The sequence below is a fragment of the Thioalkalivibrio sp. ALMg13-2 genome, from assembly GCF_000381185.1.
In the GTDB taxonomy this organism is placed as follows: Bacteria; Pseudomonadota; Gammaproteobacteria; order Ectothiorhodospirales; family Ectothiorhodospiraceae; genus Thioalkalivibrio; species Thioalkalivibrio versutus.
Genome location: NZ_KB906112.1, coordinates 47,438 through 62,843, shown reverse-complemented (window position 1 = coordinate 62,843; position 15,406 = coordinate 47,438). Strand labels below are relative to the sequence as shown.

Here is a 15,406-nt window from a genome sequence, read left to right as displayed (position 1 = left end):
ACTCATGGCCAATCGTCTGGATTTCACCCTGGAGCCTGGTGACCAGGAGACGCTCGCGCGGATCTCCGGGCCGCTGGATGCCCACCTGCGCCTGATCGAGTCGCGCCTGGGCGTGGCGGTGCACAATCGCGGGCCGCGCTTCAATCTCACCGGGCCGGGCGGTGCCGTGAAGGCGGCCGGGGCCTTGATCCACGACCTGCACCGGATGGCGCAGGAAGAACCGGTCAGCCTGGAGCAGGTGCATACCGCGCTGCAGACCGCCCATGTTGAGGGGCTGGCGGAGCCCGAGGGCACGGGCGACGATCCCGCGTTGCGGCTCAAACGCGCGGTGATCCGTGGTCGCGGCCCGCGTCAGGCGAAATACCTGTCCGCGATCGCGCGGCACGATCTCAGTTTTGGCATCGGCCCGGCCGGGACCGGCAAGACCTACCTTGCGGTGGCCGCCGCGGTCGCCGCACTGGAGCAGGACCGCGTGCAGCGCCTGGTGCTCGTGCGTCCGGCGGTGGAGGCCGGCGAGCGCCTGGGCTTCTTGCCCGGCGATCTGGCGCAGAAGATCGACCCTTACCTGCGGCCGATGTACGACGCACTGTACGAACTGATGGGCTTCGATCAGACCGCACGCTTGATGGAACGCCAGGTGATCGAAGTCGCGCCGCTGGCCTACATGCGCGGGCGCACCCTGAACGAGGCCTTCATCATCCTCGACGAGGCGCAGAACACCACCCTCGAGCAGATGAAGATGTTCCTGACCCGCATCGGCTTCGGCTCCACTGCGGTGGTCAACGGCGACATCACCCAGGTTGACCTGCCGCGGGGGCAGGGATCGGGCCTCAAGCACGCGATGCAGATCCTGCAGGGCGTGGAGGGGGTGCATATCACCCGTTTCCAGGCCGGTGACGTGGTGCGCCACCCGCTGGTGCAGCGCATCGTCGAGGCCTACGAGGCCCACGACCATGCGTCTGGCAAGCCGGCTGGGGAGTCGGAGCCCGGTTCCGGGCGGGGTGCCGATGGCGCTTGAAATCGCGGTGCAATACGCTGTTCCGCGTGCCGGTCTGCCCGGTCCCACCACCTTGCACCGGGCGGCCCGCGCCGCCTGGCGCGGGGCGGGCGCGGCCACAGTCACTCTGCGCCTGGTGGAGGCCGAGGAGGGACAGTCGCTGAATCACACCTTCCGGGGACGCGACTACGCGACCAATGTGCTGTCATTCCCGGCGCCGGCGCTGCCGCCGGGCTTGCCGCCCGAGGCGAGCGCCTATCTCGGTGATGTCGTCCTGTGCGTGCCGGTGCTGGCGCGCGAGGCGGCGGAACAGGGCAAGACGCTGGCGGCCCATTACCACCACATGGTGGTGCACGGGATGTTGCACCTGCAGGGCATGGATCACCAGACGCCGGACGAGGCCGCGCGGATGGAGGCAATTGAGTCCTCGATCCTGGCCGGGTTAGGCTATCCCAACCCCTACGATGCCGACCCTCCGGCCCGCGTCCTGTCGCCGCATCCTGCCGGAACCGCCCCCGATGCCTGAACCCGAACCCGACGAACAACCGATCTGGCGGCGCTGGCTGATCCGCGCCGGCGAGATCCTGCGCCCGCGCCGCGAGCCGGCGACCCGACACGAGCTGATCGAGTGCCTGCGCGGTGCCCACGCCCGCGAGCTGGTCGATCCCGAGGCCCTGACCATGCTGGAGGGGGTGCTCAACGTCGCGGACATGCAGGTGCGCGACATCATGATCCCGCGCGCGCAGATGGAAGTGGTGCGCCGCGACGCCGGGCTCTCCGAGTTCCTCCCGGACGTGGTCGCTTCCGCGCATTCGCGCCTGCCGGTGGTGGGGGATCACCGCGACGAGGTGGTCGGCGTCCTGCTCGCCAAGGACCTGCTGCGCTTCTTTGGCGAGCCGGACGATGCCGCCTTCGATATGCAGGAGATCCTGCGCCCGGCGGTGTTCGTGCCGGAGAGCAAGCGGCTGAACGTGTTGCTGAAGGAATTTCGCCTGAGCCGCAACCACATGGCGATCGTGGTGGACGAGTATGGCGGCGTGGCCGGCCTGGTGACCATCGAGGACGTTCTGGAGCAGATCGTCGGCGAGATCGAGGACGAGCACGATGTCGAGGACTACCTGACCCAGATCATGCAGCACCCCGGCGGGCGTTACACCATCAAGGCGCTGACCCCGATGGAGGAGTTCAACGCCTACTTCCAGACCGCCTACAGCGAGGACGACTTCGACACCATCGGGGGCCTGGTGCTGTCGCATTTCGGTCATGTCCCGCGTCGTGGCGAACAGATCGTCGTGGATGGTATGCAGTTCCGCGTCCTGCGCGCTGACAACCGGCGCCTGCACCTGCTGGAGATGCGCCTGCCGGAGCCGGACATGCAGGCCGCCACCGGTGAGGGCTCGCAGCCGTTCGATGGTCCGGCCCGGGAGCCGGACGACCGCCACATCCCCTGATCGGCATGCAGACCCTCGTCGAACGCCTGCCGCCCTGGGCCTCCGGGCTCGTTGCCCTGCTGGCCGGGGCGGGTGCAACCCTGGCCTTTGCCCCGGTTGGCTGGTTCCTGGCCGCCCCGTTGGCCCTGGCCGTGTGGTTCGCCCTGTTGTCGGGTGCCCGACCGCGCCGTGCCGCCTGGGCTGGCTATGCCTTCGGCCTCGGATTCTTCGGGATGGGGGTGAGCTGGATCTTCAATAGCCTGTTGGTGTTCGGGCAGGCGCCACTGGTGGTTGCCTCGCTGATTACCGTGCTATTCGTACTGGCCCTGGCGGGCTATCCGGCGTTGCTGGCCGGGTTGGCGGCGCGCTTCCTGCCACTGGGGCGTCCGGCCGGGTTGCTGGCGCTGGCCGGTGGCCTGGTGCTGATGGAGCTGGCGCGTTCCTGGCTGTTCTCCGGCTTTCCCTGGCTGCTGTTCGGCCACACCGTGCTCGACACGCCGCTGCAGCCCTGGCTGCCACTGGTCGGCGAGCTGGGGGCGGGGCTGGTGGTGGCCCTGCTGGCCGTGGCGCTGGTCCTGGTGTTTCTGACCCGGCAGCGCTGGCTGGGCGCGGGCCTGGTGGGGGCCCTGGTGATCGCCTCATTGTCGCTGGGGCTCGCGCGCTGGGTGGAGCCGGGCGGCGAGACGATCTCGGTGGCCATGGTCCAGGGCAACATCGATCAGGCGCGCAAGTGGGATGCCGATGGCATCGAATATTCGCTGGGGGTCTACGAGGAACTGACCCGCGAGGCGGGTGAGGTGGACCTGGTGGTCTGGCCGGAGACCGCGATCCCCGCGTTCTATGTCGAGGTCCAGCAGCCACTCGGGCAGCTCGCCCAGTCGCTGGCGGAGCATGACAGCGAACTGGTGACTGGGGTCTTCGACCATGCGTCGGCCGGACGCCATGTGTACAACTCGGTGGTCAACGTGACCACCGGGGCCGGCTACAACAAGCGCCAGCTGGTCCCCTTCGGCGAGTACATCCCGTTGCGCGGCCAGCTCGACTGGCTGGACCGGTTGCTGGCGATCCCGATGTCCGATCTTTCCCCGGGCACCGGCGACGGGCGCATGCGGGTGGCCGGTCAGACCGCCGGGGTCAGCATCTGCTACGAAGCGGCATATTCGCGCCACATCCGCGCCGCGCTGCCGGAGGCCGGGTTCCTGGTCAACGTCTCCAACGACGCCTGGTTTGGCGACAGCCTCGCCCCGGCCCAGCATCTGCAGATTGCCCGGGTACGGGCGGTGGAGACCGGGCGCCCGATGATCCGGGCAACCAATACCGGCATCTCGGCCCTGATTGATGCCGATGGCCGGATACTCGAGCGTTCGGGGATCTTCACCCGCGAGGTGGTCACGGGCACGCTGCAGCCTCGCCACGGCGTGACGCCGGCAACCGCCACCGGGGCGGGGCCGGCCGTGCTGGCCGCGCTGGTGCTGGTGGTTGCCGGTGCCGCGGTCGGCCGTCGCCGCCGACGCTGACGGGTTATTCGGCCTCGGTCCCGCCGGGGCCGCGACGGAACGTCGTGTTGTGGCAGTTGGAGCACGGCGGGATGCGGCCGACCTTCGTCATGTGCACGGGATGGCCGCATTGCTTGCAGAGCAATTCGCCGGGGCCGGTGATCTCGCCGGTGTGCCACTCGCCCATCACCTGGGCGCGCGCGGTCAGTTCGGTGATCTCGACCCGGGTGCGGTCGGCGATGCGTTCCAGGGCGTTCTTGATGCTGGCCTCGATCAGACCCAGATCGATCTGTAGCCAGCCACGCCAGTCGGAGCTGCGGTTGTCGAGGTAGGCGCCCAGATCCTGCAGGTCGCGGCGCAGGTAATCCATCACCTCGTGAGCCTCTTCGCGGGTCAGGTCACTGGCCTGCTGCACGCGGTCGCGGGCGTTCTCCAGAGCCTCGGTGATCGCCTTGCTGGTCTTGTCCTCCAGCTTTTCGAGATCCTCGGTGACCTCGTTCAGCATGCGGTGGTACGCATCGCTCAGGCGCGATTCGCGCTGCTCATCCTGTTCCTTCCGTTCCTCGCTCATCGGCCTATTATCCTTCGCGGTTGCAGGTCTCGGTTTTCAGGGGCGGCCTGTGACGCCGTCTCCCCAAGGTTCAACGTTAGCACGAGCGCACGCACCCGGAGCAGGGGCGCTCCGGGTGCGTGAATCGGGCCGTGTTTCCTCGGGAGTATCGGAGCCGCTGCCGGGATTGCGGGGGGTCAGGGCATTGGGACCAGATCCCGGTAGGCGTGCCACATGGCAAAGCCCAGCCAGGGGAAGATCACGATCAGGGCCAGCAGGGCGGTCGCCACCGAAACCATGAACAGCGCGGTGATGATCAGGCCCCACAGGATCAGCGTACCCGGGTTGTGACTGAAGGCCTTCAGGCTGACCCCGATCGATTCGATCAGGCTCTTTTGCGGGGCGTCATCGCGGATCCGGTGATCCAGCAGGGCCGGGATCGTGACCAGGCTGAGGGCGAATACCGCGAGGCCGAACACGATGGCGGCCACCACCACCCCGACCAGCGAGATGATGCCGGCACCGCTGCTGAGCATCGCGCCCACCAGGTGGTGCAACTGTCCCATGACCGCGATTTCGCCGATGTTAAGCACCGCGATCCACATCCAGACAAAGCTGGCCCAGATCACGAACAGGATGGCCAGCAGCGCGGCAAAGGCCCAGATCGAGCCACCCATCGGCCCCAGCCAGCCGAGACCGGAACCGCCCGGTTCGCCGCGCTCTTTCTGCAGCGCGAGGTAGTTCACACCGACGGCGAGTACGGGTCCGAGGAGCAGGATGCCGGCCAGAAGCGAGAAGGCCATCCACGGCTGATTCCAGGACAGGCCCAGCAGGATCAGCGCGGCCAGGGTGATCACCAGGCCGTGCACCAGGGCCACTGGCATCTGCCAGAGGTCTCGCCAGCCCTTGCCGAGCCAGGTGCCCAGGTCCTCCGTCGCGACCTCGCGGATGGCCGGGGAATCCGTCTCCGGCGTGTGTTCGGGGACCGTTTCCCCCAAGTCCTCGGGATAGGCGCGCTGCAGCATGGGGACCACGTCTTTCTCTTCACTCATAACCTGCCTCCTGAGAACGTTCGGCCAACCGCTTTCTTTGAATGTAGGTCTTGTGGCAGTCAGGTAGGGGTACTGTTCCCGGCGTTGCGTGACGGATATCACATCGAAGACGTGTGGCGAGGGGTGGCCGGGCGGTTTCCCAGTCGCTTGGAGGGGGTGGGGGCGACTGGTATTCTGCGCAGTTCTTTGTTTCACGCGAACACACAGGGCAGGTGGGCCACATGCAGGAGCAGTATTCCCCGGAGATGATCGAGGCGCAGGTGCAGCGCCAGTGGGAGGAGGCCGACTGCTTCCGGGCGCGCGAGGATGCCGCCGGCGAGCCGTTCTACTGCCTGTCCATGTTCCCGTATCCCTCGGGCAAGCTGCACATGGGCCATGTGCGCAACTACACCATCGGCGACGTGATCGCGCGCTTCCAGCGCATGCAGGGGCGGAGTGTGCTGCAGCCGATGGGCTGGGACGCCTTCGGCCTGCCGGCCGAGAACGCGGCGATGCAGAACCACGTGCCGCCGGCGGCCTGGACGCGGCAGAACATCGAGCAGATGCGCACCCAGCTCAAGCGCCTTGGGTTTGCCTACGACTGGTCGCGCGAGTTCGCCACCTGTGATGCCGATTACTACCGCTGGGAACAGTGGCTGTTCGTGCGCCTGCTGAAGAAAGGCCTGGTCTATCGCAAGAAGGCGACCGTGAACTGGGACCCGGTGGATCAGACCGTGCTTGCCAACGAACAGGTGATCGAGGGCCGAGGCTGGCGCTCCGGGGCGGTCGTCGAGCGCCGCGAGATGCCGCAGTGGTTCCTGCGCATCACCGACTACGCCGACGAGCTGCTGGGGGCCCTGGACGAGCTGGACGGCTGGCCGGACCAGGTGCGCACCATGCAGCGCAACTGGATCGGGCGTTCCGAGGGCGTGGAGCTCGAGTTCGCGGTGGACGGTGGCGAGGCGCTGGCCGTCTACACCACGCGCCCGGATACCCTGTTCGGCGTCTCCTACATGGCGCTGGCGCCGGAGCACCCACGGGTGCAGGCGCTGGCGGAGCAGGACGCCGAGCTGGCCGCGTTCGTCGCCGACTGCGCGCAGGGCGGGGTGGCCGAGGCGGACCTGGCCACGATGGAGAAGAAGGGCCGCGCGCTGGGTTTCACCGCCCGCCACCCGCTGACCGGCGAGGATGTCCCGGTCTGGGTCGCCAACTTCGTGCTGATGGAATACGGCACCGGCGCGGTGATGGCCGTGCCCGCGCATGACGAGCGCGACCACGAGTTCGCGACGAAATATGGCCTGCCGATCCGCCAGGTGATCGCCCCGGCGGATGGCGCCACGGCCGATGTGCAGCAGGCCGCGTTCACCGAGGCCGGCGTGCTGGTGAACTCCGGTGATTTCGACGGCCAGGCATCGGAGGCGGCCAAGGCGGCGATCGCCGAGCACTTGGAGCAGACCGGCATCGGCCGGCGCCGGCGCAACTACCGCCTGCGCGACTGGGGTATCTCGCGCCAGCGCTACTGGGGCTGTCCGATTCCGGTGATCCACTGCGACGCCTGCGGTGCAGTGCCGGTGCCGGAAGAACACCTGCCGGTGCGCTTGCCGGAGGACGTGATCCCCGACGGGGCCGGCTCGCCGCTGGCGCGCATGCCCGAATTCTTCGAGACCCCGTGCCCGGAATGCGGGAAGCCGGCGCGGCGCGAGACCGATACCTTCGACACCTTCTTCGAATCCAGCTGGTACTTCGCCCGCTACGCCGGTGCCGACAACGACACGGCCATGCTGGATGCGCGCGCCGACCACTGGCTGCCGGTGGATCAATACGTCGGCGGCATCGAGCACGCCGTGCTGCACCTGCTGTACGCGCGCTTCTTCCACAAGCTGCTGCGCGACGAGGGCCTGCTGGCCTCCGACGAGCCGTTCACCCGGTTGCTGACCCAGGGCATGGTGATCGCACCGACCTTCTTCCGCGAGCGTGCTGACGGCGGGAAGGACTGGATCAACCCGGCGGACGTCGAACTGGAACGCGCCGAGGACGGTTCGGTGAAGGCCGCGCGCCACCGCGAGGACGGGGCGCCGGTCGTGGTCGGCGGCATGGAGAAGATGTCCAAGTCGAAGAACAACGGCGTGGACCCGCAGGCCCTGATCGAGCGCTTCGGCGCGGATACCGCGCGGCTGTTCACCATGTTCGCGGCCCCGCCGGACCTGTCGCTGGAATGGTCCGACTCCGGCGTGGAGGGCGCGCATCGCTTCATCAAGCGGCTGTGGCGCGCGGTCCACGAGCACGTGGGCGGCGAGTCGCCCGGGGCGCTGGACACGGACGCGCTGGACGATGCTGGGCGCGAGCTGCGGCGCAAGCTGCACGACACCATCGCCAAGGTCACTGACGACATCGGCCGGCGCCAGACCTTCAACACCGCGGTGGCCGCGAACATGGAACTGCTGAACGACCTCGGCAAGTTCCCGCAGGACGCCGCCGGGGCCCCGGCCGTGCGCCAGGAGGCGCTGGAGGGCATCGTGCGCATGCTGGCCCCGATCATCCCGCACGTGACCGAAACGCTGTGGCGGACCCTGGGTCACGACGAGCTGGTGGCCGCCACGCAATGGCCGCAGGTCGACGAGGCCGCACGCCAGGCCGCGCAGGAGACCCTGGCGGTGCAGGTGAACGGCAAGCGCCGTGCCGAGATCGCGGTCCCGTCCGGGGCCGACAAGGACGCGATCGAGACCGTTGCGCGCAACGACGAGAACGTGCAGCGCCATATCGAGGGGCAGGATGTGATCAAGGTGATTGTCGTTCCCGGCCGTCTGGTCAATTTCGTGGTGAAGCCGCAATGAGCGCCCTTTTGCGCGCGGGTCTGGTACTGGTCCTGGTGGCCGCGCTGGCCGCCTGCGGCTTTCAGCTGCGTGGCGGTAGCGAGTGGCCGGAGACACTGAATCCGGTGCAGATCACTGGCATCAATGCGCGCGACTCGCTGTACCGCGAACTGGCCGTGACCCTGGGCTCCTCGGGCGTGGACGTCGTGCGCCAGCGCCCGGAGGGCCAGGGTGCGATCCTGGAGATCCGTTCGGTCAACGATCAGCGCCGCACGCTGTCGGTGACCGAGGCCGCGCGGGTGTCCGAGTACGAACTGGTGCGCACGGTCGACGCGCGCCTGCGCCCGGTGGACGGCGAGGCGGTCGACCTGGGGCCACTGCGCGCCTCGCGCATCTATCTGTTCGATGGCACCGCGGTGCTCAGCCGGGGCGAGCGCGAATCCACCCTGCGCGAGGCGATGGACCGCGACATCGTCAGCCAGCTGCAGCGCCGGATCGCCGCACTGATCGAGCCGGACGGCAGCCTGCGCGAAGCCGCGGAGGACCCGGCCCCGTAATGGCGCTGGATATCGCCCGCCTGGAGCAGGATCTGGCGCGCGGGCTCGCGCCGATCTACCTGTTGCTGGCCGAGGAGCCGTTGCAGGCGATCGAGGCGGCCGATGCGATCCGCGCTGCCGCCCGCGAGCAGGGCTTCCTGGAGCGCACGGTGCTGGACCTGACCGCGCAATCGGACTGGGGCCCGTTCGAGGCCGCGATCCGCGACCGGTCGCTGTTTGCCGAGCGCACGGTGCTGGACGTGCGCCTGGCGACCGGCAAGCCGGGCAAGACCGGTGGCGACCACCTGAAGGCCTACGCCGGCGACCCGCAGGCTGACCTGGTTCTGCTGCTGCAGTTGCCGCGGCCGGATCGCGACATGCGGCGGGCGGCCTGGTTCAAGGCCCTGGAGAACCGTGCGGTGGTGATCCACGCGCGCCCGGTGCCGCCGGCCCAGCTGGGTAGCTGGATCCGTGCGCGGCTGCAGAGGAACGGTCTGCGCATCACCGACCCGGCGCTGGCGTTGCTGGTCGCGCGGGTGGAGGGCAACCTGCTGGCCGCGCGCCAGGAGATCGAGAAGCTGGCGCTGGCCGGCGTGACCGAGATCGACGAGTCCGTGCTGGCGGAGGCCACCACGGATTCCGCGCGCTTCGAGCTGTTTGCCCTGGCCCCGACCGCGCTGCGCGGCGATGTCCGCCACGCCCTGCGCATGCTGGAGGGGCTGCTGGACGAGGGGCAGGCCGAGCCGCTGATCCTGTGGGCGCTGGCGCGCGAGTGCCGGCTGCTGGTGCAGGCGATGGAGCGCAAGGCGGCCGGCGCGCCCGACCGCGAGGCCTTCCAGGGCAGCTTTGGCGACGGCCAGAAGGCCCTGCGCCAGGCAATGTCGCGCCTGGACCTGAGCGCGGCGCGGGGCCTGCTGGGCGAGGCCGCGCGCGTGGATCGGGTCATCAAGGGTCAGGAAAACGGCAATGCCAGGCAGGGGTTGCTAGACTTGGTGGCCCGTATGGCGGGGCGGCCGCTGACCCGACCCGAACCCGCACTGAATTCTCAACGAGTCTGACTGCATGAACGCTGCCGTGAACCCCACTGAATCCACCGCTACCAGCGGCGTGGTCGCCCAGGTCGAGGCGCTCGGCCGCGCTGCGCGCGCCGCATCGCGGCGTATGGCCGAGGCCGAGCCGGGGGCGAAGAACGCCGCACTGCATGCGATCGCCGAGGGCATCGTCGCGCGCCGCGCCGAGCTGAATGAGGCCAACAGCCGTGACCTGGAGGCCGGGCGCGAGCGCGGCCTGGACGCCGCGATGCTGGATCGCCTGGCGCTGACCGATGCCCGCATCGACACCATGATCGAGGGCTGCCGCCAGGTAGCCGGGCTGCCCGACCCGGTGGGCACGATCTCCGATATGGCCTACCAGCCGAGCGGTATCCAGGTCGGCCAGATGCGCGTACCGCTGGGCGTGATCGGGATCATCTACGAGTCGCGGCCGAACGTGACCATCGACGCCGCCGCGCTGTGCCTGAAGTCCGGCAATGCGGCGATCCTGCGTGGCGGCTCCGAGTCGCTGCATTCCAATCAGGCCCTGGCCGCGATTATCCAGGCCGGGCTGGAGCAGGCGGGGTTGCCGCGCGAGGCGGTGCAGGTGGTGCCGACCACCGACCGCGCGGCGGTCGGCGCGCTGCTGCGCATGCCGCAGTACGTCGACGTGATCGTCCCGCGCGGCGGCAAGGGCCTGATCGAGCGCGTCAGCAACGAGTCGCAGATCCCGGTGATCAAGCACCTGGACGGCGTCTGCCACGTGTACGTGGATGGCGGTGCGGATGCCGACAAGGCGCTGGCCGTCGCGGTGAACGCGAAGACCCAGCGCTACGGGACCTGCAACACCATGGAGACGCTGCTGGTGCACGCGGACCAGGCCGAGGCCTTCCTGCCGCGCCTGGCCACGGTCCTGGGCGAGCACCAGGTGAGCCTGCGCGGCTGCGCGCGCACCCGCGCCATCCTCGCCGATAGCGGGGCCGACATCGCGGAAGCCACCGAGGACGACTGGGTGGCCGAATACCTGGGGCCGATTCTCGCGATCCGCGTGGTCGACGACCTCGATATGGCGATCGATCACATCAATACCTATGGCTCGCACCACACCGACAGCATCGTGACCGAGGACTACACCCGCGCCCGGCGTTTCCTGCGCGCGGTGGACTCCAGCTCGGTCATGGTGAATGCCTCCACCCGCTTCGCCGACGGCTTCGAGTACGGCCTGGGCGCGGAGATCGGCATCTCCACCGACAAGTTGCATGCCCGGGGCCCGGTGGGCCTGCACGGGCTGACCACGCTCAAGTACGTGGTGTTCGGCGACGGCCATGTACGTGGCTAAGGGAGACGCGCGATTGAATCAGCGTCTCCCTGGGGCGATCCCCGCGTGATCGGGATCCTCGGCGGCACCTTCGACCCGATCCACTTCGGCCACCTGCGCCCGGCGCTGGAGATCCAGCAGCACCTGGGGCTGGAGCGCGTGCACTTCATCCCCTGCCACGTACCGCCGCATCGTGCGAGCCCCGGAACCGGCAGCGACGACCGCCTGGCGATGGTGGAGCAGGCGATTGCGGACGTACCGGGATTCGTCGCCGACCGTCGCGAGCTGGATCGTCAGGGGCCGTCCTACACCGTGGATACCCTGCTCAGTTTCCGCGAGGAGCTGGGGCCGGACGCGCCGTTGGTGCTGATCATGGGCATGGATGCCTTCGCCGGGCTGCCATCGTGGAACCGCTGGCAGCAGATCTTCGAGTTGGCGCATATCGTGGTCTCGCACCGCCCCGGCAGCCCGGCCTCCCACGATCTGGGCGGCTGGCTGGGGAACGCCGCGACGCACGACCCGGCGGCGCTGCGCAAGGCGCCCGGGGGGCTGGTCTACTTCCAGCCGGTGACCCAGCTCGACATCTCCGCCACCGCCATCCGGGACGAGCTGCAGGCCGGGCGCAGCCCGCGCTTCCTGCTCCCCGGGGCCGTCAATCGCTACATCCAGGACCACGGTCTGTACCGGGCCGGGTCGAACCGCAATCACGGGACATGACCGACACAATGAACAGCGAACAACTCCTGGAGCTGGTGACCACCGCTCTGGACGACATGAAGGCACAGAACATCCGCACCATCGACGTGCGTGGCAAGACCACGCTGACGGATTTCATGGTGATCGCCTCCGGGACCTCGGGGCGTCACGTGCAGTCCACCGCCGAGTCGGTGGCCACCGAGGCCAAGCAGGCCGGTATCCCGCCGTTGGGGGTCGAGGGTCAGGAGAGCCAGGAGTGGGTGCTGGTGGACCTGAACGATGTGATCGTTCACGTGATGCTCCCGGAGACCCGCGACTTCTACAACCTGGAGAAGCTCTGGATGGCGGAGGAGGCCGCGGACACCGAAAAGGCCGCCCCCGAGGACCCCAGCCTGGAGCGGGTCCGGCGCCTGCGGCGCTGAACGCCGAGCGAGGCCTCGCCCGATGCGCCTGGACCTGATCGCGATCGGCAAGCGCATGCCCGACTGGGTGGCGGACGGCTTCGCCGAATACGCCGGGCGCCTGCCGCGCGAGCTGGAGCTGAACCTGCAAGCGCTGGCGGGCCCCTCGGGCGCGAAGTCGATGGACACCACCACGCTCCTGCGCCGCGAGGGCGAGATCCTGCTGAAGGCGATCCCCGAGGGTGCGCGCGTGATCCTGCTGGATGAGCGCGGCAAGGCGGTCGACACCAAGGGCGTGGCGAAGCGCCTGGAGGACTGGCAAGCGGACGGTCGCGACGTCGCGCTGGTGATTGGCGGGGCCGCCGGGCTGGACGAGGCCGTGCGCGCCCGCGCCGAGTGGGCCTGGTCGTTGTCGCCGCTGACCTTCCCGCACATGCTGGTGCGGGTGCTGGTCGCCGAGCAGCTCTACCGCGCCTGGTCGCTGCTCAACAACCACCCCTATCACCGCGCCTGAGTCCCGCATGAGCCTGACGCCGCCGCTGTTGCTCGCCTCCGCCTCGCCGCGTCGGCGGGAACTGCTGGAACAGATCCAGCTTGCCTTCGAGGTGGCGCCGATGGACGTGGACGAGAGCGCGCGGCCCGGCGAGACCCCGGAGGCCCTGGTCGAGCGCCTGGCCGTCGCCAAGGCGGAGGCGGCGCGCGAGCACCTGGCGCCCGGCCAGTGGGTGCTGGCGGCCGACACCGTGGTGGCCATGGACGACGACGCACTGGGCAAGCCCGCAGATTTCGCTGACGCCGCGGCGATGCTCGGGCGGCTGTCCGGGCGCGAGCATCGGGTGGTCTCCGGCATGGCCCTGTGGCGCCCCGGCGAGGCCATGCGCGCCCGTCACGTGACGACCCGGGTAGGCCTGCGCGAGCTGAGCCCGGCCGATATCGAGGCCTACTGGGCGACCGGCGAGCCGCGCGGCAAGGCCGGTGCCTACGCCATCCAGGGCCGCGGCGCCGCCTTTGTCGAGTGGATCGAGGGCTCCTACACCAACGTGGTCGGGTTGCCGTTGTTCGAGCTGGAGGCCTGGCTGCGCGAGATCCCCGACCCGCCGCCGCGTGTCGGATCGGCGTCTCCCGCGGTCGTTACTGGATCTTGTGGTGTTCCAGCGGGTAGCCGCGCTCCTTGAAGAAGCGGTAGCGGCTCCGGCCGGCCTCGCGCCCCGTCTCGTCGCCACCGACGATGTCGGCGACCCGTTCGAAACGCCCACAGTACTCCGGCACCTCGGGGGCGAGGTTGATCAGCACGTCGCAACGATCCGACGGCGCATGCGCCTCGTGCAGGGAGACCGGGACATCCGTGTCGCGCACGTCGGTGCTGTGCGGCAGAAAGGCCGTGTCCTCGAAGGTCCACAACCATTCATCCAGGGTGCGCGTCAGCTCCGGCGAGCCGGTATGGATATGTACTCGATGCCCCTGCCCGCTGGCCTTCTTTGCCAGACGGCAGACGAAGCGCAGGCGTGCCTCCGGGGCCGGGTCCTCGAGCAGGTAGAAGCTGACGTGGGTCATGCCCGCCGGACCGCGATCAGGCCTGGTCGAGCAGGTAGCGCATCAGCATCGGCACCGGGCGCCCGGTCGCGCCCTTTTCCTTGCCGCTCTTCCAGGCCACGCCGGCGATGTCGACATGCGCCCAGGTGTAGTCCTCGGTATAGCGCGAGAGGAAGCAGGCGGCGGTGATGGTGCCGGCCGGGCGCCCGCCGATGTTGGCCATGTCGGCGAAATTGCTCTTCAGCTGTTCCTGGTACTCCGGCCACAGCGGGAGCTGCCAGGCGCGATCCCCGCTCTCCTCGCCGGCGGCCAGCAGGCCCTTGGCCAGACGCTCGTTGTTGCCGAGCACGGCCGCGCCCTGGTGCCCCAGCGCGATGATGCAGGCACCGGTCAGGGTGGCGATGTCGATCACCGCCTTCGGTTTGTAGCGCTCGACCCAGGTCAGGGCGTCGGCCAGGACCAGGCGGCCCTCGGCGTCGGTGTTCAGGATCTCCACCGTCTGCCCGGACAGGGTAGTGATGATATCGCCGGGGCGGGTCGCGCGGCCGTCGGGCATGTTCTCGGCGCTGGTCACCACGCCGATCACATTGATCGGCAGTTCCAGTTCGCAGCAGGCCTCGATCACGCCGAACACGCTGGCCGCGCCACACATGTCGTATTTCATCTCGTCCATCTCGGCACCGGGCTTGAGCGAGATGCCGCCGGTGTCGAAGGTGATGCCCTTGCCGACCAGGACCACCGGGGCGTCGCCCTTGGTGCCGCCGGAGTATTCCATGGCGATCAGGCGCGGCGGGCGCTCGGAGCCCTTGCCTACGGCCAGGATTGCGCCGGCGCCGAGTTTCTCCAGGTCCTTCTCGTCCAGCACCGTGGTCTTCAGCTTCTTGTTCTGCTTCGCCATTTCGCGCGCGGTGTCGGCCAGGCTCTCCGGGTAGCAGACATTCGGCGGGGTATTGCCCAGGTCCTTGGCGCGATTGACGCCGGTGGCGATCGCCGCAGCCTCGCTGCAGGCGCGCTTCGCCGCCTCGGCCTCGTCGCGCTCCACGCTGAGCTGGATCTTCTCCAGCTTCACCGGGGTGGTCTTCTCCTTGCCCTTGAACGGGGTGAAGCGGTAGGCGGCATCCGAGATCGCCGCCACCAGGGTATGCACCGTCCAGGCGATGTCCTTGCCGCGCGGCTGGAAGTCCGCCACCGCGATCACCGCGCTGGTGGCGGGGCGCTCGACCAGGGCGGCCGCCAGGGTCTGCGCGGCCTTGCGTGCGGCGCGGGCATCGAAGTCTTTCTTCGCGCCCAGGCCGATCAGGAGTGCGTTACCCTTGCCTCCACCGGTAGGCAGCAACAGCCGGCTGCCGGCCTCGCCGTCCATCTCGCCGGCCTTCAGCAGGGCGGTGATCTCGCCATCGCGCGCGGCATCCAGGGCGGTGGCGCCCGCGGCCGGCTTGCGCTTGTGGGCGATCCCGGCGGCGCGGATGCCGGCGCGGGGTTTGTCGAGGGTCGAGGTGGTGACGGAGAATTGCATGAATGCCTCCCGAAAATGAGTTCGATCATGGTACCAGCGCCAAGCGGCGCCCGGCCAC

Annotated in this window: 16 protein-coding genes; 12 read left to right on the top strand and 4 right to left on the bottom strand. The window is 69.1% G+C overall.

Features of this window, described 5'->3' with window-relative positions; translation table 11 throughout:
* Window positions 1-4: 4 nt before the first annotated feature.
* Genes F618_RS0109570 through lnt form a run of 4 tightly spaced genes read left to right on the top strand, consistent with a single transcriptional unit; the run spans window position 5 to window position 3,944 of the window.
* Window positions 5-1,018 (top strand): PhoH family protein, encoded by a 1,014-nt coding sequence (locus tag F618_RS0109570; RefSeq protein ID WP_018146433.1) that lies wholly within the window; start codon window positions 5-7, stop codon window positions 1,016-1,018.
* Window positions 1,008-1,523, top strand: a complete 516-nt coding sequence (gene ybeY / locus F618_RS0109565; RefSeq protein WP_018168199.1) for an rRNA maturation RNase YbeY — start codon at window positions 1,008-1,010, stop codon at window positions 1,521-1,523. The genes F618_RS0109570 and ybeY overlap by 11 nt, the downstream gene beginning before the upstream one ends.
* Entirely contained in the window at window positions 1,516-2,448 is a 933-nt protein-coding gene (locus F618_RS0109560) for an HlyC/CorC family transporter (protein WP_018176983.1), read from the top strand. The genes ybeY and F618_RS0109560 overlap by 8 nt, the downstream gene beginning before the upstream one ends.
* A 5-nt stretch (window positions 2,449-2,453) precedes the next feature.
* On the top strand, window positions 2,454-3,944 hold the full coding sequence (gene lnt, locus F618_RS0109555) for an apolipoprotein N-acyltransferase (RefSeq protein ID WP_019568435.1): 1,491 nt from the start codon (window positions 2,454-2,456) through the stop codon (window positions 3,942-3,944).
* A 4-nt stretch (window positions 3,945-3,948) separates the two neighbouring features.
* On the opposite strand, the gene F618_RS0109550 is transcribed toward lnt, so the two are convergent.
* Both F618_RS0109550 and F618_RS0109545 read right to left on the bottom strand, forming a co-directional pair.
* On the bottom strand, window positions 3,949-4,494 hold the full coding sequence (locus F618_RS0109550; protein ID WP_019568434.1) for a zinc ribbon-containing protein: 546 nt from the start codon (window positions 4,492-4,494) through the stop codon (window positions 3,949-3,951).
* A gap of 176 nt (window positions 4,495-4,670) precedes the next feature.
* Window positions 4,671-5,525, bottom strand: a complete 855-nt coding sequence (locus tag F618_RS0109545; protein WP_019568433.1) for a DUF2189 domain-containing protein — start codon at window positions 5,523-5,525, stop codon at window positions 4,671-4,673.
* 221 nt (window positions 5,526-5,746) lie between these two features.
* Here F618_RS0109545 and leuS point away from each other — a divergent pair, with 221 nt between their 5' ends.
* From leuS to F618_RS0109505, 8 genes are read left to right on the top strand one after another with little or no spacing between them, the layout of a single operon-like run.
* Window positions 5,747-8,338 carry a leucine--tRNA ligase gene (leuS, locus tag F618_RS0109540; protein WP_019568432.1) on the top strand — a complete coding sequence of 864 codons (2,592 nt, stop codon included), beginning with the start codon at window positions 5,747-5,749 and terminating at the stop codon, window positions 8,336-8,338.
* Window positions 8,335-8,874 carry an LPS assembly lipoprotein LptE gene (gene lptE / locus F618_RS0109535; protein ID WP_026287982.1) on the top strand — a complete coding sequence of 180 codons (540 nt, stop codon included), beginning with the start codon at window positions 8,335-8,337 and terminating at the stop codon, window positions 8,872-8,874. Before leuS ends, lptE begins: the two co-directional genes overlap by 4 nt.
* Window positions 8,874-9,911, top strand: a complete 1,038-nt coding sequence (holA, locus tag F618_RS0109530; protein ID WP_019568431.1) for a DNA polymerase III subunit delta — start codon at window positions 8,874-8,876, stop codon at window positions 9,909-9,911. The genes lptE and holA overlap by 1 nt, the downstream gene beginning before the upstream one ends.
* A 4-nt stretch (window positions 9,912-9,915) precedes the next feature.
* Window positions 9,916-11,223: a glutamate-5-semialdehyde dehydrogenase gene (locus F618_RS0109525; RefSeq protein WP_019568430.1), complete on the top strand. Its 1,308-nt coding sequence runs from the start codon at window positions 9,916-9,918 to the stop codon at window positions 11,221-11,223.
* Window positions 11,224-11,268: 45 nt separating this feature from the next.
* The gene (gene nadD, locus F618_RS0109520; RefSeq protein ID WP_018168190.1) at window positions 11,269-11,919 is read left to right on the top strand and encodes a nicotinate-nucleotide adenylyltransferase; all 651 of its coding nucleotides are present in this window, start codon (window positions 11,269-11,271) and stop codon (window positions 11,917-11,919) included.
* An 8-nt stretch (window positions 11,920-11,927) separates the two neighbouring features.
* Window positions 11,928-12,320, top strand: a complete 393-nt coding sequence (rsfS, locus tag F618_RS0109515; protein WP_018146421.1) for a ribosome silencing factor — start codon at window positions 11,928-11,930, stop codon at window positions 12,318-12,320.
* A gap of 22 nt (window positions 12,321-12,342) precedes the next feature.
* Complete coding sequence (gene rlmH, locus F618_RS0109510) at window positions 12,343-12,813, top strand: 23S rRNA (pseudouridine(1915)-N(3))-methyltransferase RlmH (RefSeq protein WP_018938786.1); 471 nt, start codon at window positions 12,343-12,345, stop codon at window positions 12,811-12,813.
* Between the two features lie 7 nt (window positions 12,814-12,820).
* Window positions 12,821-13,474, top strand: coding sequence for a nucleoside triphosphate pyrophosphatase (locus F618_RS0109505; RefSeq protein ID WP_019568429.1), 654 nt, complete (start codon window positions 12,821-12,823; stop codon window positions 13,472-13,474).
* On the opposite strand, the gene F618_RS0109500 is transcribed toward F618_RS0109505, so the two are convergent.
* Together F618_RS0109500 and F618_RS0109495 are read right to left on the bottom strand one after the other, a co-directional pair.
* Complete coding sequence (locus F618_RS0109500) at window positions 13,431-13,853, bottom strand: DNA polymerase III subunit chi (RefSeq protein ID WP_018938788.1); 423 nt, start codon at window positions 13,851-13,853, stop codon at window positions 13,431-13,433. The two genes, F618_RS0109505 and F618_RS0109500, sit on opposite strands and share 44 nt — an antisense overlap.
* Window positions 13,854-13,869: 16 nt before the next feature.
* Window positions 13,870-15,348, bottom strand: a complete 1,479-nt coding sequence (locus F618_RS0109495) for a leucyl aminopeptidase (protein ID WP_019568428.1) — start codon at window positions 15,346-15,348, stop codon at window positions 13,870-13,872.
* Window positions 15,349-15,406: the final 58 nt, after the last annotated feature.